General features: G+C 35.0%; 23 protein-coding genes and 1 pseudogene. 7 read left to right on the top strand and 17 right to left on the bottom strand.

Translation table 11 applies throughout. The features are described from left to right. Positions 1 to 12: 12 nt before the first annotated feature. The 4 genes and pseudogenes from ACQKP0_RS13705 to ACQKP0_RS13690 form a co-directional block, all read right to left on the bottom strand. The gene (locus ACQKP0_RS13705) at positions 13 to 774 is read right to left on the bottom strand and encodes a hypothetical protein (RefSeq protein ID WP_427406415.1); all 762 of its coding nucleotides are present in this window, start codon (positions 772 to 774) and stop codon (positions 13 to 15) included. Positions 775 to 776: 2 nt separating this feature from the next. After that, a complete protein-coding gene (locus tag ACQKP0_RS13700; protein WP_427406414.1) occupies positions 777 to 1,499 on the bottom strand; it encodes a hypothetical protein in 723 nt (240 codons plus the stop codon). A gap of 635 nt (positions 1,500 to 2,134) precedes the next feature. After that, positions 2,135 to 2,600 (bottom strand): annotated as a pseudogene (locus ACQKP0_RS13695) (NUDIX hydrolase). A 43-nt stretch (positions 2,601 to 2,643) separates the two neighbouring features. Next, complete coding sequence (locus tag ACQKP0_RS13690; RefSeq protein WP_427406413.1) at positions 2,644 to 3,048, bottom strand: DUF4440 domain-containing protein; 405 nt, start codon at positions 3,046 to 3,048, stop codon at positions 2,644 to 2,646. Between the two features lie 314 nt (positions 3,049 to 3,362). Between ACQKP0_RS13690 and ACQKP0_RS13685 the strand changes: the two genes are divergently transcribed. Next, positions 3,363 to 3,689, top strand: coding sequence for a hypothetical protein (locus ACQKP0_RS13685; RefSeq protein ID WP_427406412.1), 327 nt, complete (start codon positions 3,363 to 3,365; stop codon positions 3,687 to 3,689). A 131-nt stretch (positions 3,690 to 3,820) separates the two neighbouring features. Here the strand turns inward: ACQKP0_RS13685 and ACQKP0_RS13680 are convergent, their stop codons facing one another. Beyond that, complete coding sequence (locus ACQKP0_RS13680) at positions 3,821 to 4,351, bottom strand: GNAT family N-acetyltransferase (protein ID WP_427406411.1); 531 nt, start codon at positions 4,349 to 4,351, stop codon at positions 3,821 to 3,823. Between the two features lie 270 nt (positions 4,352 to 4,621). On the opposite strand from ACQKP0_RS13680, the gene ACQKP0_RS13675 reads away from it, so the two are divergent. Genes ACQKP0_RS13675 through ACQKP0_RS13665 form a run of 3 tightly spaced genes read left to right on the top strand, consistent with a single transcriptional unit; the run spans position 4,622 to position 8,903 of the window. Beyond that, a complete protein-coding gene (locus ACQKP0_RS13675; protein WP_427406410.1) occupies positions 4,622 to 5,770 on the top strand; it encodes an iron-containing alcohol dehydrogenase in 1,149 nt (382 codons plus the stop codon). Between the two features lie 12 nt (positions 5,771 to 5,782). Next, on the top strand, positions 5,783 to 7,471 hold the full coding sequence (locus ACQKP0_RS13670) for a GAF domain-containing sensor histidine kinase (RefSeq protein ID WP_427406409.1): 1,689 nt from the start codon (positions 5,783 to 5,785) through the stop codon (positions 7,469 to 7,471). Further along, complete coding sequence (locus tag ACQKP0_RS13665) at positions 7,446 to 8,903, top strand: sigma-54-dependent transcriptional regulator (protein WP_427406408.1); 1,458 nt, start codon at positions 7,446 to 7,448, stop codon at positions 8,901 to 8,903. Before ACQKP0_RS13670 ends, ACQKP0_RS13665 begins: the two co-directional genes overlap by 26 nt. Before the next feature lie 328 nt (positions 8,904 to 9,231). On the opposite strand, the gene adhP is transcribed toward ACQKP0_RS13665, so the two are convergent. The 3 genes from adhP to ACQKP0_RS13650 all read right to left on the bottom strand — a co-directional run bounded on the left by adhP (position 9,232) and on the right by ACQKP0_RS13650 (position 12,852). Further along, positions 9,232 to 10,242 carry an alcohol dehydrogenase AdhP gene (adhP, locus tag ACQKP0_RS13660; RefSeq protein WP_427406407.1) on the bottom strand — a complete coding sequence of 337 codons (1,011 nt, stop codon included), beginning with the start codon at positions 10,240 to 10,242 and terminating at the stop codon, positions 9,232 to 9,234. 590 nt (positions 10,243 to 10,832) lie between these two features. Further along, the gene (dnaN, locus tag ACQKP0_RS13655) at positions 10,833 to 11,963 is read right to left on the bottom strand and encodes a DNA polymerase III subunit beta (protein ID WP_427406406.1); all 1,131 of its coding nucleotides are present in this window, start codon (positions 11,961 to 11,963) and stop codon (positions 10,833 to 10,835) included. A gap of 109 nt (positions 11,964 to 12,072) precedes the next feature. Continuing rightward, positions 12,073 to 12,852, bottom strand: a complete 780-nt coding sequence (locus tag ACQKP0_RS13650) for an SDR family oxidoreductase (protein WP_427406405.1) — start codon at positions 12,850 to 12,852, stop codon at positions 12,073 to 12,075. A gap of 136 nt (positions 12,853 to 12,988) precedes the next feature. On the opposite strand from ACQKP0_RS13650, the gene ACQKP0_RS13645 reads away from it, so the two are divergent. Continuing rightward, a complete protein-coding gene (locus tag ACQKP0_RS13645; RefSeq protein ID WP_427406404.1) occupies positions 12,989 to 13,393 on the top strand; it encodes a DUF3888 domain-containing protein in 405 nt (134 codons plus the stop codon). Between the two features lie 76 nt (positions 13,394 to 13,469). Here the strand turns inward: ACQKP0_RS13645 and ACQKP0_RS13640 are convergent, their stop codons facing one another. Then, positions 13,470 to 13,934 (bottom strand): N-acetyltransferase family protein, encoded by a 465-nt coding sequence (locus ACQKP0_RS13640; protein ID WP_427406403.1) that lies wholly within the window; start codon positions 13,932 to 13,934, stop codon positions 13,470 to 13,472. A gap of 246 nt (positions 13,935 to 14,180) precedes the next feature. Here ACQKP0_RS13640 and ACQKP0_RS13635 point away from each other — a divergent pair, with 246 nt between their 5' ends. Next, a complete protein-coding gene (locus tag ACQKP0_RS13635; RefSeq protein ID WP_427406402.1) occupies positions 14,181 to 15,434 on the top strand; it encodes a DUF445 domain-containing protein in 1,254 nt (417 codons plus the stop codon). 292 nt (positions 15,435 to 15,726) lie between these two features. After that, entirely contained in the window at positions 15,727 to 16,986 is a 1,260-nt protein-coding gene (locus tag ACQKP0_RS13630; RefSeq protein ID WP_427406401.1) for a glycosyl hydrolase family 18 protein, read from the top strand. A 155-nt stretch (positions 16,987 to 17,141) separates the two neighbouring features. On the opposite strand, the gene ACQKP0_RS13625 is transcribed toward ACQKP0_RS13630, so the two are convergent. The 8 genes from ACQKP0_RS13625 to ACQKP0_RS13590 all read right to left on the bottom strand — a co-directional run bounded on the left by ACQKP0_RS13625 (position 17,142) and on the right by ACQKP0_RS13590 (position 25,707). Further along, positions 17,142 to 17,747: a flavin reductase family protein gene (locus tag ACQKP0_RS13625; protein ID WP_427406400.1), complete on the bottom strand. Its 606-nt coding sequence runs from the start codon at positions 17,745 to 17,747 to the stop codon at positions 17,142 to 17,144. A gap of 11 nt (positions 17,748 to 17,758) precedes the next feature. Next, positions 17,759 to 18,364 carry an alpha/beta hydrolase gene (locus ACQKP0_RS13620; RefSeq protein ID WP_427406399.1) on the bottom strand — a complete coding sequence of 202 codons (606 nt, stop codon included), beginning with the start codon at positions 18,362 to 18,364 and terminating at the stop codon, positions 17,759 to 17,761. Further along, on the bottom strand, positions 18,361 to 19,311 hold the full coding sequence (locus ACQKP0_RS13615) for a ring-cleaving dioxygenase (protein ID WP_427406398.1): 951 nt from the start codon (positions 19,309 to 19,311) through the stop codon (positions 18,361 to 18,363). Before ACQKP0_RS13615 ends, ACQKP0_RS13620 begins: the two co-directional genes overlap by 4 nt. Positions 19,312 to 19,791: 480 nt before the next feature. Then, the gene (locus ACQKP0_RS13610) at positions 19,792 to 22,206 is read right to left on the bottom strand and encodes a heavy metal translocating P-type ATPase (protein ID WP_427406397.1); all 2,415 of its coding nucleotides are present in this window, start codon (positions 22,204 to 22,206) and stop codon (positions 19,792 to 19,794) included. 93 nt (positions 22,207 to 22,299) lie between these two features. Further along, entirely contained in the window at positions 22,300 to 22,509 is a 210-nt protein-coding gene (copZ, locus tag ACQKP0_RS13605; RefSeq protein ID WP_427406396.1) for a copper chaperone CopZ, read from the bottom strand. Positions 22,510 to 22,771: 262 nt separating this feature from the next. Continuing rightward, complete coding sequence (locus ACQKP0_RS13600; protein WP_427406395.1) at positions 22,772 to 22,948, bottom strand: hypothetical protein; 177 nt, start codon at positions 22,946 to 22,948, stop codon at positions 22,772 to 22,774. A 256-nt stretch (positions 22,949 to 23,204) separates the two neighbouring features. Beyond that, positions 23,205 to 25,151: an aconitate hydratase gene (locus ACQKP0_RS13595; protein WP_427406394.1), complete on the bottom strand. Its 1,947-nt coding sequence runs from the start codon at positions 25,149 to 25,151 to the stop codon at positions 23,205 to 23,207. 250 nt (positions 25,152 to 25,401) lie between these two features. Further along, positions 25,402 to 25,707 (bottom strand): metal-sensing transcriptional repressor, encoded by a 306-nt coding sequence (locus ACQKP0_RS13590; RefSeq protein ID WP_427406393.1) that lies wholly within the window; start codon positions 25,705 to 25,707, stop codon positions 25,402 to 25,404. Positions 25,708 to 25,811: the final 104 nt, after the last annotated feature.

The following is a 25,811-nucleotide window of genomic DNA, read 5'->3' as shown; positions in this document are numbered from 1 at the left end:
AACCTTTTTTCCTCATGGACTTAGCTCTTGTGTAAATTCAATTTCTTCTTCAGTTAAGATAAGTAAATTTTCTATATCTCCACTTGAAGATGAAAAGCCATTTCCGTTTAAAATATTATTAAGATTAGCTTCTTTTCCTTTTTGATTATATGGAATCCATCCAAAGTATATTGATGGATTAGAAAAAAGACTAGAAAAAAATAAGTCAGGCTTCTTTCCTGATTCTATATTTTTAATTGAATCCATAACAGACACCCAATCATTCGGCAGTTTTAGGACTCCATATGGCTTTCCAAGAAGTGATATTTCTTTATTCATTTGAATTTTCGGTTCATAATTTCCAATTCCTTCAGTCACATGATAATTTCTGTCTTTAATTAAATAGAATTGAATCGAACTCAAATTATCATTAGGAGGCATATTCCAAATAAAACGATACGTTGATGGATCTTTTTTATTAATCCTCCACAAGGATGGTTCCCCAATCGAATTTATTGCTACTAGCTTCCATTTATTCTTTTTCCATTCCCAGCAGCTAAATCCATATTGGTTTTCACTTGTTATAAATGGTACAAATACATGACGTTCATCCAAATTATATGTATCTTGAATCTTTTTTACAGATGCTTCAGGAAATAAGTGGTTTATATCTTTCATTAATTGTGCATTTCCCGGAAACAAGGCTGGCTTAGAAAAATAAAACCAATAAATGAAAAGAAAAGAGACAATGAATACAATTCCACCTAAAGCAGCTATTACACCTTTTTTCTTCAATATCATTCTCCTCCCTTCATCATGAATGTCTGATTACTACGAAAGTAATATTGCTTATGCGTAGTAGATATTAAAATTCCCTTACCATCCTTTTCAATATTTATCACGTATGATAATCCACTTCCCCATTTCGCCGATGCTCCATGCAACTGATAAGGAAAACGTTCTTTCATAGTTTTTCGATCATACTTCATAAACGTTTCGTCATACCATGTATCACTAAAAAAATTTTCCTCCTTCATAGTCGGTAACTGGCTGAGCAAGCTCTTCTTATTTAGTAAACTCTTCTTTCCTGAAGGGTGTGTCACGACAATGGATGTATCCTCAATATTAGATAGATACGTAGATGGTTTATCAGGAGGATAGATGAAATGCTGAATGGGTATCGAAACAAAATATGTGATTAGAAAAATAAAATTAGCAAAAAAACCGATCCATGCATATGGTCGATACTTCGTCCAGTTATTTTCTTTACCTCTAAAAAATAAATACAATATCCATACACCGAGTGGCAAAATTGGAATCCTTACTATTTCATCAAATATGTACCAATTTAAGGAGAATGAAAATAAGCCAATGAGTAGGGTAAGAACCACTTTCCATACTTTTGGCTTCTCTTGTCGTTTTTTATAAAAATGAAAGACAAGATAACCAATGATTGCCCAGGCTAAAATCGTTAGAACTAGGTTTATTAAACTTATAGAAAAAAAGAAATTTTGAATCATGCAAACACCTCAGGAATTGTTTTTTATATTTACGAATAGATAGGTATAATTGTTTCATATTTTCTGAAAACAAATAGCAAGAACTTCGTACAAAATATTTGAAGGAAAACTGTCAATCTAGTAACTTTAAAACTACATTTCATTATTCCAAACAATTCATGGCATCGAATCAGCTTCTAAATTTTTAAGTAAATGTACACTCTGTTTGAAGACATAGTTTTAATAATTTTCTATAATAGGAAATTTACCCTCGTACAATGACAATCGTTGTTTTTTCAAAAGTCTTAAAAAATTCCACGTTGCTGTTGACAGTTGTCCATTACTTTTTAACAAATATTGAATATCTTATATTACGAGCTAACCATTCCCCACCCCATCCATTTAGCTCTAAACCGAATCCCCTCTCCAGAAAGGTAGTATATATATCATTTACTACCTTTTTGGTATTTTCTAAATTTGATTTTTTAAATATCGTTACATAAAACTAAAAACAATAATATATGTTATAAAAAAACATATACAAAAAGAGATAAAGAAAACTGATTCCTTATCTCTTTTTATATCGTACTATCCGCTTATGAAAATAATATATTTTAACTCAAAAGGAAAAGACGCCTAGAACGATGCCTCTTTTTCTAAGAAGAACATCCACTAATTATTTTAAAAGATAAGGAACGAGAGTATTGTTTAATAAGATTTTTAATAAATGGACTAAGTCCTTCCGACAATTCATTTACTTTAAAAAACTTTGCATCCATTGTTTCAATTCCATCCGCCTTTAATTTCTTTTGTCACATAGGCTACTGTAACTGGATAAAATGTTTCACCATTTGGTAATTGAACATAATATTGTTTTCCTGAAAAAACTCCAATTAAATCAAGTCCCCCCAATTTCTTCCCTGTTTCTTCCAAAACCTCACTCCTACCAGCTTCCTCAGTAGATTTGCCTAATTCGATAAATCCCACTTGAATTCCCCAAACCCCATCTCTTCTTTTTTGTAATAGAAGTTCTCCATCTTCATTAATCACTGCAACAGCAACTCCAACTAATATGAGAGGCTGATTCCCAACCACTTTTCGTAAATCTTCAATATAACCCATTTATACCTCCAAAAATAATAACTAATGATTTATTCCAACTTTTTTATGAACTTCTTCCCTTTTCTTCATACCACCGTATTATTCTCCACTTTCCGTCTGATTCCTTCTTCCAAACTTCAAGGGATAGCGCTCTAACCATTTTATCTCCGTTTTGATGGGTAATTTCATATGAAACAGCTGCTTGATTTTCAGTTTGAGGAACAATCATTAAACCAGAGTAGATAAATTTAATATTTTTGTTCTTATAATACTCAGCTGCTTCTTGATTTCCTTTCCTTATTTGTTCTGCATTATAAAATTCCAATTCTCCACTAATTGGCATATAAAGCCAGCCTTGAAACTCATCCGAATATAATGCATTCATTTCTTCAAATTTTCCTTCAGAGAAATTCTCGTGAAGTTCTCTTAAACGATAAACCTGAGTTGCAACCTCTGATTCAATATTCATAACTCATACCCCTTTATAGTATATTAATAATATAATTTTCAACGAAATTCCCAAAATTCCTTCAATCACATTATCAATTGTCCCCTTTTCTACATACCGTTAAATCATTTTCCGATTTCCTTTTGACTTCTCCTTGCAGACTTTAAGTTTTTTTGAAAGAAAATTATTAATTTTGCGTTAAAATAAATTTATAAATTAAGAAAGGATGACCTTATAATAAGGCAAAGGTTCGTTACCCAAAACCCAGATTAATAATTAGAGAGAAACAAAGAAGTACTAAAGATATACTTTCATTACTTTGAAGGAGGGATAAAATGAATTATATTAAGTTTGTCATCTTTACATTTATAGTTATGATTGTTGAACTGGTTCTTTCTTATTTGATTGCATACAAATTCAATATTCGACTACTAGATGCAACTTTTTTTGTAGGAGTATTTTTCTCTGCCATTTTTATCTTTTTTTCAAGTTCGGGAGGTCTATTCACTAATGCAAGTGAGACTTTAGTGGCAAAAAGTTATATAGGATTAAAAAATAAATATAAAATTAATAGAACTATTGGTTCCTTAAGAATCAACTGTTTTAACTTTGGTTCTGTTTTATTTTTATTAATAGGATTTATACTAGCTTTCTTCCTTTAAAATTCCTTTTTGGTAAGAACTATATGTAATAACAAAGAAGTGGATAAAAAATCCACTTCTTTGTTTTATATTAAATTGTTAATCTTAATCGTTTGAAGAAAAGAACCTTAATAAAAACTGTACTAAATAGCTTACTTTACTGGAACCAAACCATAAACATTTGTATCATGAGGAACACCGTTCTGATAAATATAATTTTTTAGGACCCCTTCTTTTTGAAATCCCAATTTGGTTAGCATTTGATTAGAAGCTGTATTTTCTAAAAAGACGACAGCACCGATTCGAGTAAGACCGAGCTCTTTTATTCCATATTCAAGTACTTTTTTAGCCGCTTCTGATGCATACCCTTTTTGCCAAAAATCAGGATGGAGTTCATATCCTATTTCTGCTCTTTTATGATGTGGTATCCATGCATTAAATCCAATCGTTCCAATTAGGCCATTCTCTTCTTTTCTCTCAATTCCCCATCTAATCCCGCGTTTATCAGTGAAATTTTTTGAAAATAGCTCTACAAACTTCTTAGCCTGTTCAATACTGACAAATGTTTCTTGTCCATAATACTTCGTTACAATATCCTTTGAAAAATAAGAAAAGATTGCTTCAGCATCATTCTCAGTTATTTCTCTTAATCTTAGTCTTTCTGTTTCTAGTACTGGAAACATGCTATTTCCCCCTTCATATTTTTAATATAATTTGTATATTTATCCAACTTTACCATTATTCTAATTAATTGCAAATAGCATTTTATTTTAATAGAACAAGTTAACTATATTTTCTTGTATTTCTTAAAGGAGAATATCCGACAAAAAGCGAACATTATCTTTAAAACAATCATTTAATTCTAAAAAGCTAAATCCTAATTATATGGATTCCAGCCAAAAGTCCGTATAACTACAAATTTAGACATTTTTATAAATAAGGTTGGTGAATGTATGTTAATAAACAAATTCGTAATGCCAGAAGTGATTTTTGGAAACGGCTCCATTCATCAAGTCGGGGAGAGCTGCATTAGATTAGGGGCAAAAAATGTCCTCATTGTCACTGATCCAGGTGTAATTCATGCTGGGTGGCTGGAGCATGTAGTGAATGGATGCAAAAAAGCTGGACTAAAATATGCAACATTCAGTGATATTACTGAAAATCCGAAAGATTATGAGGTAGATAATGGAGCTGCCATTTATAAAAAAAATGAATGTGATGCTGTTATAGGAGTTGGGGGCGGAAGTGCTATTGATTCGGCAAAGGCTATCGCTATTCTCGTATCAAATGGCGGCAAAATCCATGATTATGAAGGGGTTGATCAAATCGATTTTCCATTGCCACCACTGATTATGGTACCAACAACAGCAGGATCCGGTTCTGAAGTGTCGCAATTTTCAATTATTGTCGATTCGATAAATAAAAAAAAGATGACCATTGTCTCTAAATCACTTGTTCCTGATATTGCCATTGTTGATCCACAAACCTTAACCACTAAAAGTCAGAGATTAACAGCTTCTACAGGACTGGATGTACTGACACATGCCATTGAAGCGTATGTCAGTATCGCTGCAACACCTTTAACAGATGTTCAAGCAAAAAACGCTATCTCGCTCGTTGCCAAGTATTTACGTCCATCTGTCGCATCTCATTTGAATCAAGAAGCAAAAGAAAAGATGGCAATGGCAAGCCTGCAAGCAGGACTTGCATTCTCTAACGCCATATTAGGCGCTGTACATGCGATGTCACATGCCATTGGCGGTCGCTTTCCATTATTACATGGTGATGTAAATGCCTGTCTCCTTCCACATGTTATGGAGTTTAACTTTATAGCAGCTCCGAAAAAATATAAAGAAATGGCCATGCTTTTAGGTGAAAAAGTTGACACCCTCTCACCGATAGAAGCTGGTAGAAAAGCAATCGATCATGTAAAAAAACTGTCCTTAGATATTGGCGCACCACAGCGACTAACTGAAATGGGATTGATAGAAGAGTCCATTATGGAAATGAGCCAAATCGCTATCAAGGATGCATGTATTATTACTAACCCACGCGATATTACGATTGAAGATATTGAAGCTCTATTTAGACAAGCCTTGTAGGAGGAAATTCAAATGGTCAAAAGGGATGAAATGATTGAACTTTTGACAGGTGTTCAATCATCCAAAAGAAACTACTATACAGAATTGAAAAAAACAATCGCTGAAACAAAAAAGAAAAACTTACAGCTTGAAATCATTAATGATGTGATGAAAAGCTTTAATGTAAACATGTCCATGGATGGGATGTTAAAAAACATAAGCGATAAATTAAAAACGATCTTTTTCATTGACCATATCAGCCTATCTATTCGAAAAAACAACCAATTAATGATGTCCAATTTATATCCAATGGAGTGGAAAGATTCCGGTTATGAATTGATCTTTTATAAAGAGAAGTCCTTATTTTGGGAAGCAATCGATTCAAGGGAAATGGTCTATCAAAAGATTTCAAATGGGAGCCGTATACAGCAATATTTAGAATTAGATATATTAGCCAAAATGAAAATGAAATGTGTTCTCGCCATTCCCCTTTTTAGTAAAGACAATATCATAGGCGTACTTTGTATTAGCAGTAAAAAAGAGACTCAATATAATCACGCAGACCTTTCCTTTTTCCAACAATTGTCTGACCAACTAGCTGTCTGCTTAGAAAATGTCCGACTTTTCAATGAGGTTTTAAATAGTAAAAAAGAATGGGAGAATACCTTTCGCGCAGTAAAAGATATGATTATTGTAGTTGATATTAATGGAAAAATATTGCGTATGAATGATGCAGCAAAAAACGATTTAAACTTAAAGGATGAACGAAATCTAGAAGAAGCATTCGGACAGGAAACGGATTTTAAAAAACTGTTACTCAAATGCATTCATACAAGGGAACCTTCCTATGAAGAGTTAAAATTGTTTAATCAAAGAATATGTGAGGTTCATTCATACCCAGTGTTTAATGAAATCGATGAGATGGATGGGATGATCCTTTATTTAAAAGATGTATCTAATAAAAGAATAATCGAAGCTCAGCTGATTCAATCAGGTAAGCTTGCAGCTATTGGTGAAATGGCTGCTGGTGTAGCCCATGAATTAAATAATCCGTTAACCGCTGTATTAGGAAATTCCCAATTGCTTTTAAGAAATACAGAAAAAAATGACTTGTCCTACAAGCTACTTACAGATATCTATCATTGTGGCAAACGATGTAAGCATATCATTCAAAATTTACTTACCTTTTCACGGCAGGATGAGTATTTATTTGAAGAGTTCTCTGTTAATGAGGCAATAGATCAAGTATTAAGCATTATTGGTTACCAAATTGAAAAACAAAATATTCATATCGAAGTAAAAAAAGAGGAACCGATGCTCCCAATTAACGGAAGCATTCAGCAAATAGGACAAATCATAATTAATTTATTGTTAAATGCAAAAGATGCATTGGAGAACTGTCATTCCAAGCAGAAAAAAATTACGATTGCATCCAACATACATATGGAAGGTGAAAAAAAGTGGGTTACACTATCCGTCACAGATAATGGCGCTGGAATTCAAGCAGATAGGATACAAGAGATTTTTAACCCCTTCTACACAACAAAAAAAGCTGTTAAAGGAACAGGACTAGGATTATCAGTAAGCTTAGGAATCGCAGAGGCACATGGCGGGACAATTAAAGTAAATAGCATGTACGAAAATGGAAGTACCTTTACATTAATCCTTCCAACACATATTGAAGGCGGGTTAGAGTATGGCGAACATTTTAATTATCGATGATGAACGAGAAGTAGGAAATTTTTTATTTCATTTACTAACTAGTAAAGGATTTGACATCACAATAGGATATAGTGGAAAAGACTTTCAACAGCTAGCCCCAAAAAAGAACTATGACTTAGCGATGATTGATGTCAAGCTTCCCGACATAAATGGAATCGAACTATTAAAAAAGCTGAAACAGTTAAATCCATTATGTAAGGTTATTATTATGACTGGCTACAGTACGGTTAAAACAGCAGTTGAAGCAATCAAATTTGGAGCCAATGACTATATTGAAAAGCCTTTTGATAACATCGACGAGGTAGAATCTTTAGTTGAACAGCTTTTAGTCAGTACACAAGCAAATTCACAACATGAAATGCATCAGCTTGCAGAAAATCTTGGACTAATCGTGGGAAACAGCACAGAAATGAACCATTTAATTACATTAGCTTATAAAATTGCGAAAAAAAATGTCAATGTGCTAATTGAAGGTGAGACTGGTACAGGCAAGGAGGTTTTAGCCCACTTTATCCATCAAGCAAACGAACGAAAATCACAGCCGTTCGTTGGTATTAATTGTGGTGCTATATCTGAATCCCTTCTAGAAAGTGAGCTGTTTGGTCATGAAAAAGGAGCGTTTACAGGAGCAGTAAAAGACCGAAAAGGAATCTTTGAAATTGCGAATAAAGGAACTTTATTTTTAGATGAAATAGGTGAAGCTTCATTATCCACTCAAGTGAAACTTTTACGAGTTTTAGAAACAGGAGAATTTATGCGAATAGGAGATGAATCGGTAAGAAGAACTAATACGAGAATCATTGCTGCTTCACATGTTAATTTAGCGGAAGCTGTAGAAAATAAAACATTCAGAGAAGACCTTTTATATCGGATCGATGTAGTAAAACTAATCATTCCACCACTTAGAAATAGAAAAGAAGACATCCCTTTATTTTTATCCTATTATTTAAAAAAATACAAAACGGATCTATCCTTCTCGGAGGATTCTTTGAAACTGATGCAAGAATATTCATGGCCTGGAAACATTAGAGAACTAGTAAATATGGTAAAACTAGCTCTTACTTTAGCTGAGGGGGAAACGGCAATCATAACCCCCTCTTACTTGCCAGAAAAAATCAGGAAAGAATGCAACTCTTCCATTCTCGAGCAAGAATTACCATCTATGAACAAAAAACATAATCCACTTGCATTTGATGTTTATATTAATCAATGGGTCGCAGAATTGAAGGAAATTTGGCAGGAAGAAGAGAGTTCCTATGATCAAGTCATTGATTGTATTAAACAGCTTGAAATCACAGCAGGAAAAGCATTTGTTATGAGGACATTACAAGAAACTATGGGGAATCGAGGGGAAGCTGCAAAAAAACTAAACATTAGTATACGCAAATTAAGATATATCTTAAATGAAAAAGGACACTCGATCGCTGAATAGATGGCGAGTGTCCTTTTTATTCGTTTTAGCGTAATTATAAAAGACTCGCACTGTGAATAACTTTACGAAGAGCGAGGTTTCCGTCTAGCTCCAGCGCCTATCGGCTAGCGGATTTCTCCGTCTCCTCCCTACGATAAGTCAACATCGGCTCGTCCCTCGCAGTGTTTCCTTTATCTCAGTCGAAGACTACGAAATCCGTACGCCGATGAGCAAGGCGCTTGCGCTTTTGTTCTTAATCTTGCGTTTTAACATTTAGAATAAGCGCTCCAAACCGATTAAAAATGTTAAAGACACAAGTAATTTGATAATTTCCACTTTATCACATGAACTAAAGTGTTAAAACTACCCTTCCATTGATTTGACCTTTTTCCATTCTCTCAAATACATCATTAATATCTTCAAGTGAAGCAGTTTCAATGTTTGTTTTGATTTTTCCTTGCGCTGCAAATTCCAGGGCTTCCTGCATATCTTTTCTCGTTCCTACGATCGAACCTCTAACAGTAACTCCATTTAATACTGTTTCAAATATAGGGATTGGCAATTCATCATGTGGTAATCCGACGATTACTAATGTCCCCCCGCGTTTCACTGACTGATATGCTTGTTCAAAGGCTTTCTTTGTTACGGCTACACTTACAGATGCCTGGACTCCTCCAACTTTATCATGAATTTCTTGGACAGGGTCTGTTTTTAAACCATTAATAGTAAGATCGGCACCTAGCTTCTTGGCAAGATCAAGTTTTTCATCTTGAATATCCACAGCAATCACATTAAAGCCCATTGCTTTCGCATATTGGAGGGCAACATGTCCAAGACCACCGATACCATAGATTGCAACCCAATCACCTGGTTTTGCATCTGATACTTTCAAAGCTTTATAGGTAGTAACACCTGCACAAAGAATAGGCGCAATCTCAACAGAATCTACATTTTCAGGAATTTTAGCAACATAATTAGCCGGAGCCTTACAATATTCAGCATATCCCCCATCTACTGAATACCCTCCATTTAATTGGTTCAAACATAATGTCTCTTGCCCTGCTAGACAATATTCACACTCTCCACAAGCGGAATATAGCCATGGGATTCCTACACGATCTCCCACTTTAATCGAGGTAACTCCTTCACCTACTTCTTCAACAATCCCAACTCCTTCATGTCCAGGAACAAGTGGAAGCTTCGGTTTTACCGGCCAATCTCCGTGTGCAGCATGAAGGTCTGTATGACAAACTCCACATGCTTCAATCTTCACTAGTACTTCTCCATAATCAAGTATAGGAATTGGAATTTCCTTAATTTCAAGCTTCTTTTTAAATTGATTAACAACTGCAGCTTTCACAACATATTCCCCCTTTAAAATAGTTTCACTTATTAATAATGCAATTATCGTGCCAAACTCTTTATCTTTGAAAATACTAAATAAATATAATTTTTCGTTAATTAAATTGCCGAAATTTCGGCTATTTCGGACGAATGTTGGGCTTGTATTTCTATTTTTTCGGCTGATAAGTATCTATTTCTTTTATTGATGGTTGAATTCGCTTGGTTATCGTTGAAATATTATCTTTATCGTAGATTTCCTTCACTCATTTAAGAATTCTTTGAAAATAAAGAGGAGCCTAGTGTTAACCAAGCTCCTGCCTCTCATGAAATAAATATATTCTCCATCTATATATTCTTGAATAATCGTTAATACTTCCTTGGGTAATACATTTTGTGCATTCAAATATTTCATCGGCTTTGCTCCTCTTTAAAAAATTTAAAGATTTTGCAAAGACTACTAACCTATAAAAACTTTACTCAACAAAAACTTTATTAGCAGTCTTTGCTAAGAGCAAGTAGAAAATAGTTTAAACGCTGGATACTTTGCCATAACTATCCCTCCATATATTCTTACAATTGAAATGTTATCCAGATTTTGTATTCCCCTTAATACGATCTTACTGGTGAAATAAGTTGCAGATATGTAGGATTCCCCACAGGTTCAATTAAGATGGGCCTCATCGAACCACTAAAGCTAATTTTTATTTCTTCTTCCCTAATAACTTTTAATGCATCCTTTAGAAAACTTCCATCTAAAGATATATACAGTTCATCTTGACCAGTTATCTCTTTTAAAGTTTGAATTTCCTCTATTTTTCCAACTTCTGATGAATTCGAGGATATTTTTAACTTAGACCCCTCTATTATCGATAGGTTTACATTATTATTTCTCCATTCACTTGCAAACAAACAAGCACGATCAATCCCTTTTAAAAACTGTTTCGTATTCAAAGTAATAGTTGTTTTTACATCAGTTGGTATTAAACCCGAAGTGTTTGGATAAACTCCTTCTATTAATCTGGAATATAAAGTAGTTGAATCGGATTGAAATACAATATAATTTTCTGTAATAAATAGTTTGATTTCACTTAATTCAAATTCCGTCAATTTTAATAATTCATTTAAACTTGTACTAGGTACAACGATGGAACATTGAATATTCGATTGGATCATTCTTTCCCGCATCGCTAAACGATGAGAGTTCGTTGCTACACAAGTAAGTTTATCCTTTGAGAAGGACATATGTACTCCTGTTAATACTGGCTTCATTTCGCTTTTTGAAGCTGCAAATACGGTTTGCTTTATGATCTCCGTTAATTCATTCCCATGAATTTTTAGGTCATAGTTTTTATTTATCTTAGGGATACGCGGGTATTCTTGCGAATTTAAGCCATTTAAGCTTGTAACAATTTCATTTGATTGAATTGTAATCAAGTGATTATCATTCACTTTAAGATGAATTTTTCCTGGTAATTTCTTAACAATCTCACTTAAAAATTTTGCAGGAATAACAACACTACCCTCATGTACTATTTCTATTATCTTTACTCCATCTTTCATTAATGGAATACTTTTTTCAATGATAATATCCGAATTGCTTCCAGTTAAAGTTAAACAATCGGAGCTTGCAGTCACCTTAATACCTGTTAATATTTGAAGTGGCGTTTTTGTAGAAACTGCCTTACTAACTTCGGAAATTGCTTCGTTAAAATTTTCACTGTTTATAATAAATTCCATGATTTAAATCCTTTCCAATGAGGTTAATTAAATATGCAATTCTTTTTAAAAACTAAAAAAAGATAAAATACTATTTTATTAAGGACAATTCCTCTAACCATTGTTGATTTTAATCCCAAAACCCGCCATCAGAATGAATCACTTGCCCTGTAATCCATTCTGCATCATCACTCGCTAGAAAAACTGCTAGTTTAGCCGCATCGGTTGGTTGTCCAATTCTTCCCATCGGAAATTTTGGTAATAAATGTTCTTTAAGTTTTTCATTCATCCATCCTGTATCAGTTGGACCTGGATCTATGGCATTTACAGTAATTCGCTGTCTAGCTAAATGTGGAGCAATAGATAATGTAAAGGCGGAGATAGCACCTTTTGTTGTTACATAAGCCAAATTCCCAGGCTCGGGTGCTTTATCTTGTCCTGAAACTAAGTTTATTACTCTCCCACATTGTAAGCCTTCGATTCTTTTCGCAAACTCAGTCGTAAGCAAACATGTACCACGAACATTCACTGCATAATGCTGATCAAGAATAGCTGCAGTGATCGTCTTATAATCTACATCTATACTAAATGTTGCATTATTGACAAGAATTGATGGCAGACCTAATTGTTTTTCTACTTCATTTAAAAGTTTTTGTGGTGAATCTGGAAGACTCAAATCAATTTCCATCGAACCAACTCGTACACCCATTTTATTCAAGCTATTAGCTAACTCATTAGGATAATCCCCATCCTCCTCTAAGTAATAATCCATTTTTCGATCGTATGGTTTAAAATGGGTAAAGAAAATATCAGCGCCTTCACGAGCTAGTTCTTCACAAATCGCTGCCCCTATCCCCCTGCGACGACTTGCACCAGTAACGATAGCAATCCTATCCTTTAAACGATTCATTTTGTTTTCCTTCTTTCAAATAGATTTATCAACAATTATTCTTTCTGTAATCAGTGGAAAACTCTTTTTTCTACATCCTCGAAAAATGATGTATAGAAAAAGATTTGATGGAAAAATTATCATCGAGGTGATTTGAATGAAAAAGGCAACTATACTTATCCTTTTTTTCTTTCTGATTGGCAATTCTTCACTTGTGATGGCGGAGACGATTCATCATGATGACAAAATGAAAATTAAACCGCCAACTCCAGAAATGATAATCAAAGCAGTAACACCTGCTGTAACAGAAGCAGTGAAAAAGGAGCATGGTGACAAGGCGACTTGGACTCCTGATCGAATTACCAAACTTTCAATCAATAATGATCATACGGTGCAACCGAAAAAAACCTGGTATGAAATTAAATTGAAAATCCATGTCCAATCTCCTGACAAAAACGAAAAATATGCCGATATGGTTATTTTAAAAATTGATTTCCAAAAGCCAAATCTTGAAGATGCAAAAGTTACACCGCTTGAATATATTCATGATGTAAAAGAATAAGACTCTTCACTTAAACCTAACAAACAGTCCCCCTAATTATTTGGGGGACTATTGTCTAATTAATTTTCCTTTCGCATTAAAAATGATTAATCTCGTAATGCAGCCATTCCGAATTAGTTTGCGTACCGCCCATTTTTTCATATAAAGATTGCCCAACATAATTATCATGTGCGGTTTGCCAAGACATCCCTGCATAACCGTTCTCCTTTGTAAATGCTAAGCTTTCTTTAAAAAGCTGTTCCCCAACCTTCATTCCCCTCGCATCTGGAGAAACAAATAGATCATTTAAGATTGCAGTTTTTTTCACCCGTGTTGTTCTGAATGTAAAATATAAGGTAGAAAAGCCAATGAGCCTTCCTTCTGATTCTGCAATAAATTGAACACCTGCTTCTGGATGTTTTAATAAATGATGGATAAGCTCCTGAACATCCTTTTCATCTGGTCGGGGTCTTTTATAAAAATCTACAATATATTGATACAATAGATTCATTAATTGGTCGACATCTTCTCTTATTGCCCTACGAATGGTGAAAGAATTCATTCAAATAGCCTCCTATTTGCATCTCATTCATCTTTAGATTCGCTCTTTTAGGAAAGAAATCCTGCTTAAAGCTTTGAAAAATATAAATAGAACAGGTAAAATTCATGTAGTATAGATAAAATTCGTCATTAATAGACAGATTTAAAATATCCGCGATTTTTTCAATATATTCGCGGAAATAGCCTATTTATTTTCGAATGAATAAACGGTATTATTAAAAGATTAATCTTTAAGGATGATTTGATTATGGTAAAAAACTCTAGATATTTAGCCCGTACGTCACTTTCTATTATGGGAGTAGGATTTGTTGCAACACTTCCTTTTGAACATACGAATCCTTTTCTGGGCTTACTACATGGAGGTTTTGAAGCAGGAATTGTTGGAGGTTTAGCCGATTGGTTCGCGGTTACTGCCTTATTTAGACATCCGCTTGGGATACCAATCCCCCACACCTCTTTATTAGCGAAGAATAGAAAACGAATGACAAAAGCACTAGTTTCAGTAATTGAAAGAGATTGGCTCTCAAAAGAAAGTATCGTAAATAAATTAAAAAACATTCAACTAACAGAAAAACTTATTATAATTGCTAAAAAAGAAATTTATTCCGAAAGCTTTAAAAAGAGACTACTATCATTTATTGAACAATTGATCCTTCAGATAGATATTAAAAAGTTCGCCCCTATTATTACAAAGCAAATTAAAGGTTACCTTGGTTCATATAACATAAATTCTCTTCTTGCAAATGTTGTTAATCTTATACTTGATCGTCAATATGATCAAAAAACACTGGATTACCTATTGAACCAAGGGGAAGAATGGGTTTCAAAAGAAGAAAGTAAATTACAATTAGGTTCAGCAGCGGTGAAGGCACTTAACAAAATAGAATTAGATGGGTTTTTGCAATTTGCATTAAAATCATTTCAAAGTTTAGTAAACGAAGAAAAACTTGGAAAACTTATTCAAAAACTTCTAAAAAATATTATTAGTGATTTAAAACAACCTGATAGCCAGAACCGTGAAAAACTTCTTTCTTCCATCCATTTCAGATTAGACAACCTTAAAAATAATGAGAAGGTCGTTCATGAAATCGAAGGCTTAAAGGAAACATTTTTACAACAATGGGATCCTAATGAGCAATTAGAAGTCATTTTGGAAAACTTGTCCAAACAATCGATTGAATTTATTCATAATGATCATTTTTGGGATAATTACCTATTTCCATTATTAAATGATTTACTCAACAAACTTAGTGAAGATGAAAATAAAATCACAAATATCGAAAACTGGCTGCATACACAAATCACTCATTTTATTGAAACAAACCATTCTAAAATAGGAAAACTTGTTCAAGAAAATTTAGATAAACTCGATGACGAAATGTTGATCGATATGATCGAGAATAATGTGGGTAAAGATTTGCAATGGATTAGAGTAAACGGGGCCATTTGCGGATTTATTATCGGTGTTTGCATTACGGGAATTAAGCTATTAATCCAATAATTGTTTTCAAAATCCAAAAATAATCCCTAGCTTGGACAAGATAAAATTTCATTTTCTCTATTCTATATTTTTTTGTATAAAGACTACAATCACATTCCATAAAAACACATGAACTGTGTTTTTATGTGTAGAAGTTGAAACAATAGACAAGGAAAAGGAGATACCCATCTCCTTTTTTTATTTTAATTAAAAATAATGATTACTCCACCACCAAAAAAATATTTACTAATCATTCTTATAATGCAAATACATATATTTAAACTAATAACTATTTTGAAAAAGGGGTAGATCTATGTTTATATATGTAGTGAAAATGGGTGACTCCTTATATTCCATAGCTACAAAATACAAAGTTACTTTGGAAAGTATTCGGATAATGAACGGATTAACATCGGATCGATTGGTTCCAGGGCAAGATTTACTTATTCCAACAAATGTGTATACTGTTCAGCCTGGTGATTCGCTATATTCCATCTCTCAAATGAGTCTGATTTCTTTGGAAACGATCCGTCTCATTAATGGTCTGCAATCCGATCTTTTAATGGTAGGAATGCAGTTATATTTACCGCCCAGACCAAAATATGAATCAGAAGGTTTTAGTTATATAACTCCTTCTACACCTGAAAGAAATCTAATGACTGTTCAAAACTTTGCTCCTATTAATACTTATTTCGGAATTTTCGAGTACCATTTTCTCGAAGATGGGAGTTTAAGTACATTAGATGATGAGCAACTAATTAGGATCATGAGAGAGCATAAGGTTGCACCACTTGTAGTTATAACAAATCTAACAACGACTGGATTTAGTCCCGAATTAACAAGACGAGTCTTAAATTCGCCTGAATTAAGAGAGCGCTTGATTAATAATATTTACAACCTAGTCAAGAGTAAAAACTATGCTGGAGTAAATATTGATTTTGAACGAGTTCGTGAAAGTGAAAGGGACTTATATAGTGGCTTTTTACATTCATTAAGAGAGCGTTTGAAACCCGAAGGATATTTTACAACTGTTGCAGTACCAGCTAAAACAAATGATGAAGTTTCGTGGTTAAAGGGGTATGATTACGGAGGAATTGGTGCAGCTGTTGACTTTATTTTTATTATGGCTTACGACTTTCATGAGGCAAGTAGTCTACCTGGACCTGTTGCCCCTATTACAGAAGTAGAAAAAACTATAAGATATGCCCTTAATCTAATAAGATCAGATAAAATTATTCTTGGTGTTCCACGATATGGATATGAATGGACAATGTCCAATGGAACCGTAGAGAGTGCCCGTGCTGTTTCTGTTGCTAGTGCAACGGCAACAGCTATGAAATATCAAGTTCCAATCCAATATTCTACTGAATATCAACAGCCTTTCTATTCCTATAGAGATGAATCAGGAAAGAGACACATTGTATGGTTTGAGGATTCAAGGGCTCGTGCCCAAAAGCTGGAATTAGTGGTTAAATATCGTTTAAGAGGAATTGGAGCTTGGCAATTAGGATTACAATTTGCGCAATCTGCTATTTTAGTAAGAGAGTTTTTGATCACAAAAAAAGTCCTTTGATAAAGTCCTGTGGGGCACATGAACAGCTTATTTTCCTGACTGAAATCACATCCATGTGCCCCGCAGTTTATTATCTACAAAAATGTATTACTAAAGATTTGTTGTTAAAATATTTGATATAAAAGCTCAATTAATATAAATACTATTTCTCTAATTCACTGTGGTCGCTCCAGGGAAAACTGTTCTCCTAACTTCGAATAACTGCTTCCCGCAAGACGACTGACAGGCTGCAATTGACTGGCATTGATTCGTCCGTTTTCATAAAGCTCTTCAGCAATATGGAAGTAGACGACTCTTCCAATAAGTAAATCACAACTTGGCTCATCACCGCCTAGCGGTATTACTTTTTCTAACAAACATTCCATTCGAATTTTCGCCTCTTGAATCCCCGGAACGTCTATCCTATCGCTTTTAACCGGAGTTAATCCGGCGGCTTCCACTTCACTTTGCTCAGGTGGAAAGCTTGCTGCAGTTTCATTTAATGCTTTGATGTATGATTCATCAGCTATATGAACAACAAATTCTTTTTTTTGAATCGCATTTATTGCTGTATCCTTCTGTTTTCCATTTTTTCTTTGTACAGAAACAGAAATCATTGGTGGATTTGCAGTAACGATATTAAAATAGCTAAACGGTGCTCCGTTTAACACACCCTTTTCAGAAAGTGTGGTAACAAATGCTATTGGCCTTGGTATAATACTCCCAATTAATAATTTATAGTTTTCACGTTCACTGAGGCTTTCTGGATTAATGGATTTCATGTAATCATCCTTTACTTAAGTAATGAGTACCAATCAGCAGCCTTTTGAACTTCAGTATGGGTCAATTGGTGGCCATAATTTTCCCAATGAGTCTCAACCTGTGCTCCTGCACCCTTCAGCATTTCAGCTAATTCATTTGTCTCTTCAGGTTTACATATCGGATCATTTGTTCCTGCTCCAATAAAGACAGGTGTTCTAGTTAAATTGGGCAATTCAATTCCACGTAGAGGAACCATCGGATGAAATAAAATCGCTCCTCTTAACGCATCTTTGTAATGATAAAGAAGACTCCCCGCAATGTTTGCCCCATTGGAATAGCCAATAGCGATTACATTGTTTCGATCAAATCCGTAATCATTTGCTGCAGTATCGATAAACTCATATAGTTCCTTTGTTCGAAAAATAAGGTCTTGTTCATCAAAAACTCCTTCAGCAAGTCTTCGGAAAAATCGCGGCATTCCATTTTCTGTAACATTGCCGCGAACACCTAAGACTGATGCAGTATCATCAATCATCCCCGCCACTGGCAATAGATCTGTTTCTGTTCCTCCTGTGCCATGCAAAAGAAGCAATGTCGGTTTACTTAAGTCCTTTCCTTTATGAAAAAAATGTTTCATGATTCATCCTCCTTCAATTCTCGAACTGTTACTGGAATGAGTGTATCTTCTATTGGTTCACGTTTTTCTTCTAGCCAAGCAGGCAGCATTAGCTGTTCTCCCATCTTTTCAAATGGCTCATCACGAGAAAATCCAGGAGGATCCGTAGCGATTTCAAACAATATACCCCCTGCTTCTCGGAAATAAATCGCATTAAAATATTGTCGATCACGAATATCTGTCGGATAATATCCATTTTCTGCTAGATGCTGCCTCCATTCTTGATGATCCTCAAAATCATTAGCCCGCCATGCGATGTGATGAACCGTACCTGCTCCCATCTGGCCTCGAGGACTTGCTGTCAGTTTAATATCTATTATATTACCAAGATCACCTTTGGCAAGAAGCCTTACATAATTCCCTTCCTGTCCGACTTTTTCTAATCCCATGACTTCTTCAAGAAGTTCAATCGTTTGATTAGGAGCAGCCGTGAAAAGGATTGCACCTCCAAATCCTTTGATCGCTTCATCCTGAGTGATTCCATTGAATTCCCACATGCTTTTAGGTCCTTCTTGACGAGCGACAATTTCTAATTGAAGACCATGTGGATCTTCAAATTGTAAGTAATCTTCACCGAATCGGCTGTCTTTTGTAACTGGAATTTTAAAAGCAGAGAGTCGTTGTTCCCAGAAATTGAATGCGTTTTCTGGTACGACAAAGGTTGTTACTCCTACTTGACCAGTTCCGATCCGTCCTTTATAAGCTCCTGGCCACGGAAAAAACGTCATGATCGTTCCTGGTTGTCCACCTTCATTACCAAAATACAAATGATAGGTTCCCGGATCATCAAAATTTACTGTCTTTTTGACTAATCGTAAGCCAAGAATTCCGGCGCAAAAATCAACGTTCTCCTGTGGATCTCCAACTATTGCGGTAATATGATGAATACCTGTAGTTGCTTTTTTCATTATTTTTCTATCTCCTTTCAATCGAAGTGCTATTTATCTTTTATTATTATTTTCCAACCACTGTTCGGAATATTTTACAACTGATATTTTTAAATATGTCTCGAATTCGAGATAATTTACTAAAAAAAATTCTTTTTTATACAAAGATCATTTTCACTAAATTCTTTTCCTATATTTCGAATTAAAATGTTCTTAATTCAAGATTAATATTAATTATTATTATACTATTTGTCAATACGAAAAAAACGTTTTTAATAATATAAGATATCCCGAATAATCTCTATTACATAGATCATTCGGGATTTTTATATTGAGCTTTACTTTAACATTGATACTTAAACTGCCCGATCATTACTCACGTAAATTTAACTCATACTTGAGTAAATACTGTAGCTGGCAATAACAATTCCAAGATACACAATTGCCGATAGCCCCCAAATCAAAACGCTTCGTTTCATTGGGTGTTCCTCCTTCCGAAAATTAGACCTTTAACTTAATTCGTTGTAGTCTTAATGCATTTAGAACAACTGAAACAGAACTAAATGCCATCGCTGCTCCGGCTAGCCACGGTGCTAGAAAACCTGCAGCTGCAATCGGAACACCGATACAGTTATAGGCAAGCGCCCAGAAAAGGTTTTGTTTTATATTGATGATCGTTTTTTTACTCATATAGATGGCATCGGAAATACTTGTTAAATCGCCTCGAATAAGTGTAATATCAGCAGCTTCCATCGCAACATCGGTACCTGTACCGATTGCCATCCCTATATCAGCTGTTGCTAATGCAGGTGCATCGTTAATCCCGTCTCCAACCATGGCCACTTTTTTACCTGCTTGTTGAAGCTTTTTCACTTCTTCCGCTTTTCCTTCTGGCAATACTTCTGCAATGACAAGCTTAATGCCTACTTGATCTGCAATGGCGTTTGCTGTTTGAGTATTATCCCCTGTAATCATGACTACTTCTAATCCCATGTTGTGGAGGCGGCTTATCGCTTCTTTTGATGTTTCCTTGATTGTATCCGCTACAGCAACAATCCCCGAATAACGCCCATCAATAGCTACTAACATAGCTGTTTTGCCTTGCTTCTCTAAATTCTCCATTTTACCTTTTGCATCTTCTACATTAATGTTTTGTTTAGCCATGAGTCTGCGTGTACCGATAAGCAATTGTTTCCCATTCACCATCGATTGAATTCCATACCCAGGTATCGCTTCAAAGGTTTCAGATGAGCTAAGCTCAATTCCTTTTTCCTTAATTCCTTCCACAATCGCTTCAGCAAGCGGGTGTTCAGAATTCTTTTCCGCGGTGCCAACAAGTGTAAGAAATTCAGTTTCATTGACCCCTTCCGCTAATAAGACATCTGTCAAAGAAGGTTTTCCATTTGTAACTGTACCAGTTTTATCTAAAATAACCGCATCTAAACGATGAGTCGTTTCAAGGTGTTCGCCGCCTTTGAATAAAATCCCAAATTCAGCTGAACGACCGGAACCAGCCATAATCGATGTTGGTGTCGCTAAACCGAGTGCACATGGACATGCAATAACGAGTACAGCAATAAACTTTTCCAAAGCCTCAGCGAAATCACCAGGGGTTACAGCAAAATACCAAACAAGGAAGACGACGACCGCAATTCCGACAATGATTGGAACGAATATTCCTGAGATTACATCCGCTAAACGTTGAATTGGTGCTTTCGAACCTTGCGCTTCTTCAACGACTTTAATAATTTGTGCTAATGCAGTGTCTTTTCCAACTTTTGTTGCTTTGATTTTTAAGAACCCATTTTTATTAATCGTTGAACCAATGACTGTATCTCCAATTGTCTTATCGACTGGGATACTTTCCCCTGTTAACATTGATTCATCAAGTGCTGACCTACCTTCGATAATTTCACCATCGACTGGCACTTTTTCACCCGGCTTCACATATACGATATCCCCTAACTGTACTTCTTCGATTGGAATGATCATCTCTTGACCATTACGAACTACAGTTGCACTTTTTGCCTGCAAGCCCATTAATTTCTTTATGGCTTCTGAAGATCGGCCTTTTGCTTTCGCTTCAAACAGTTTTCCTAGTAAAATTAATGTAATAAGAACGGCACTTGTTTCAAAATAAAGGTCAACCATATGGGTTTCAGACCCAATTGACATGATACTTAAATACAAACTGTAGAAATAAGCAGCAGATGTGCCAAGGGAAACTAGAACATCCATGTTTGCACTTTTGTTTCTTAATGCTTTAAACGCACTTATATAAAATTGCTTTCCGACAACAAATTGAACAGGTGTCGCAAGAGCGAGTTGTACCCATGGATTCATAAACATATCCGGAAGCCAAATAAATGAGGTAAATTCAAAGTGGCTTACCATCGCCCATAGCAATGGAATCGATAAAATCGCGGAGAAAAGAAATTTCCCTTGCTGTTTTTCAATTTCTTTTTGTCGATGATCGACATGTTCTCCCGCTTCTTTCTTTGCTTCAAGGGTATAGCCTAATTTTTTGATCGCCTCTTTCATATCAGGAACTGAGATTTGATCAGGATTATATTCTACTTGAACCGATTCTAATGCAAAGTTAACAGCAGCTTTATCTACACCATCTAGTTTGTTTAACCGTTTTTCAATTTTATTGGCACAAGCCGCACATGTCATTCCTGTAACATCAAACTCTGCTTTATCGGTTACAACGTCATATCCTAATGAATAGACTTTCTCCTTAAATTCCGCTACGTCCGTTTTATCCGGGTCATATTTAATATTCGTTTTTTCTAGGGCAAAATTCACATTAGCGTCTTCTACACCTTCTATCTTTTTCAACCCTTTTTCAATTCTTGTCGCACAGGCAGCACATGTCATACCAGCAATTTGCAGGGTTGCTTCCTTTTGACTCATATCTCTCACTCCTTACTCCACATACTACCTGGGGGTATATATTTTTGATAAAAGAGATCGTGCAAGATAGCTGCACGATCATCCTAGTACTCATTAACCTTCTATATCATAGCCTTGTTCTTCAATTTCATCTTTAATTTCATTTAAACTTACTAAGTTAGAATCAAATGTCACATCAACTTTTCCTGTATTAAGAAAAACCTTAACAGATTCCACACCATTCATTTTCCCTACATTACTTTCAATAGAATTAACGCAATGTCCACAAGACATTCCTTGTACATTGAGTGTTACTTCTTTCATATTTAGTTCCTCCTTTAATTATCTCACAATTTAATAATACAATACCCCTGTAGGGTAGTCAATAATATTTTTTAATTTAGTTTGTTAATTTAAAAACTTGTCTTTAACATATTCTTTCCAATGTCAGAATTACTTTATTTCTTGACTAATTACTGGCTTCTTATACACATATAAACCCCGTTGATATTCAACGAGGTTATAATTAGAAAACTGAAGGATTACTACTTCATTTATATAACTAGTAACGCATATTAAATTTTTCCTATTCCATAACCCGATTATTGTCATCAATTGAAAATGAATCAGATCGTACCCGATTTTCTGCAGATACATGTATACCATCGCCTCCACAAACAGGACATCTGTATTGCCAGTTTTCATCATCAGCCAATAGACCAGTTCCATCACAAGCTTTACAAATATGATTTCTGTCTGCCATAATATCCTCCTATATTTTATTAAGGCTCTTTTCGTAAAGTTTGTTGCTTCTAGTCCTATAAATATTCTATAGATACAAATTCCTAATGAATAATGAGTGAATTTACGAAAAGATGCCCAGACTACTAAATTTGTATGGATATATTTTTAATTCGAAAACAACAGGTCAAAATCGGCAACGATTTTACAAAGTAAAAATCAAAGATTTACGAAGTAAATATCGATTAGGAATTTAACAACCAAGGCAAAAACTGCCTTTATTTGTGACGATCTTTTACCCAGTTGATTAAGCCTCCTTTTAACATTATCTCGATCTGTCTCTCGGAAAGAGAATGATGTACTTTAATAGCTAATTCTTTTCCTTTTATTTTTATTGTCAATTCGTTCCCTTGTTTAATTTGATTTTTCAAATCGCTCAACTGAATAATATCTCCTTGTTCCAGTTGATCATAATCATTTTCATTACTAAAAGTTAAAGGCAGTACACCGAAATTGACTAGATTCTGCCAATGGATTCTAGCAAAATCCTTTACTAAGGCAACACGTAATCCTAGAGATCTTGGTGCAAGCGCTGCATGTTCACGACTAGAACCTTGACCATAGTTATATCCCCCGACTATAGCATGCCCCCCATTCTCCCGGATTTTCATTGCCCGGTCATAATATGTCTCATCTATTAATTCAAAGGCAAATTTACTTATTTCGGGAAGATTACTTCGATATGGAAGTACACGGGCACCTCCTGCAAGTATTTCATCAGTTGAAATATTATCTTCCATTTTTAATAATATCGGCAACTCTAACTCATCTGGAAGATCATCCATATCAGGTATGGAAGCTATGTTCGGTCCTTTCACGAGTTCGACTTTTTGAGCCTCTTCTGGTGATAGGGGTGCATCTAATAAATCAATATCAATCGTTGGCTGTTCAGGTTCTTTTATTTTTGGATAATTGACCTTAAGCTCCCTTGGATCGGTAATTTTTCCAGTTAATGCAGATGCAGATGCCGTTTCCGGACTACAAAGAAAAACACTGTCCTCTCTCGTTCCTGACCTCCCGGGGAAATTACGAGGTGTTGTACGTAAGCTGTTCCGCCCTGTAGCCGGTGCCTGTCCCATACCAATACAACCATTACATCCTGCTTGATGTAACCGAGCTCCAGCAGAAAGAAAGCTGGCAATATGACCGTCTTTCACTAAATCCGTTAACATCTGCCTTGAAGTAGGATTGATATCAAATGAAATACCTTTTGCGATCTTTTTTCCTTTTACCATTTCAGCAGCAACTGCAAAATCACGGTATCCAGGATTAGCTGAAGATCCTATATAAGATTGATAAATAGGCTCTCCGGAAATTTCTTGGACTGGAACGACATTTCCCGGACTGGAAGGCTTCGCAATCATTGGAACAATTTCTGATAGATTAATCTCCTCATGCAAATCATATTCCGCGCCATCATCTGCGACTAATTCAATCCAGTCCTCTTCTCTGCCTTGGCTTTTTAAAAATCGTTTAATCTCTTCATCAGAAGGAAAAACGGTTCCAGTTGCTCCAAGTTCCGCACCCATATTAGCAATAACATGTCGATCCATCGCACTTAGATTTTTTAAACCGGGACCATAATATTCTATAATTTTCCCAACTCCGCCTTTAACATCAAATCGTCGAAGCAATTCTAAAATAACATCTTTAGCGCTTACCCAATCAGAAAGTTCACCAGACAGTTTTATTCCCCAAATTTTAGGCATTTTCACGTAAAATGGTTCTCCGGCAATGGCCATAGCTACATCAATTCCCCCTGCTCCCATAGCCAGCATACCCATACAGCCATTTGCACATGTGTGACTATCCGATCCGAGCAATGTTTTTCCTGGTTTCGCCAATCTTTGCATATGTACTGGGTGGCTGACTCCGTTTCCCGGACGACTAAAATATAAACCGAATCTTTTAGTCGCGCTCTGTAAAAACAAATGATCATCGGGGTTTTTACTATCTTCTTGAATAATATTGTGGTCTACGTATTGTGCTGACGCTTCTGTTTTAGCATAATCCAGCTTCATCGCTTCAAGTTCTAGCATTACCATCGTGCCGGTTGCATCTTGAGTCAATGTTTGATCAATCTTCAGTCCAATCTCTTGACCAGGTTTCATTTCCCCTGAAACTAAGTGGTCTTTAATTAATTTTTGTGAAACATTAAAAACCATCATACGCCCCCCAAATAATTTAATATTTAGTAACTCAAAATTATTTTAATCTTTTTCTAACTAAATATTCGTTAAGACTTAGATCAAAAGTGGGAGGCTGGTAATTATGTATTTGTATAAAAAAGGAAGTCCTACTAACTCCCTCCATTTATAGATTTCTCATTTTCAACGACTCTGAAACAGATATACCCAACCAGGTATAATTCACATCAAAAATAAATGCCAGCATTATATATCTGGCTTTGTAACATTAAGACTTAGAGAAGCGTTCAAAAACCTCCATCAATTCCTGAATTGCTTCATCTCCATCTCCATTCTTAATTGCGTCTGTTACACAGTGATGAGTATGATTTTCTAATAAATTTAAACTTACTTTTTTTAAGGCTGCATTAATCGCTGAAACTTGGACAAGGATATCTACACAATAGCGATCATTTTCAATCATTTTTTGTATTCCGCGAACTTGACCTTCAATTCTTTTTAATCGGTTAATTAATTGATCCTTTTCTTTTGTTGATCTTTCTGTCATTTTTGTATCTTCAGAATGATTTGCCATAATATCACCTTCTTCTTTACATCCTCTTTAAAGATTAATTATACCTTACATGGGTATAATATAAAAGTACCTCCATGAAATTTATAAAACAAATGAAAAAAGGA

This window comes from Heyndrickxia sp. NPDC080065 (genome assembly GCF_050281185.1).
Lineage (GTDB): Bacteria > Bacillota > Bacilli > Bacillales > Bacillaceae_C > Heyndrickxia.
This window is presented reverse-complemented; position numbering and strand designations above follow the sequence as displayed.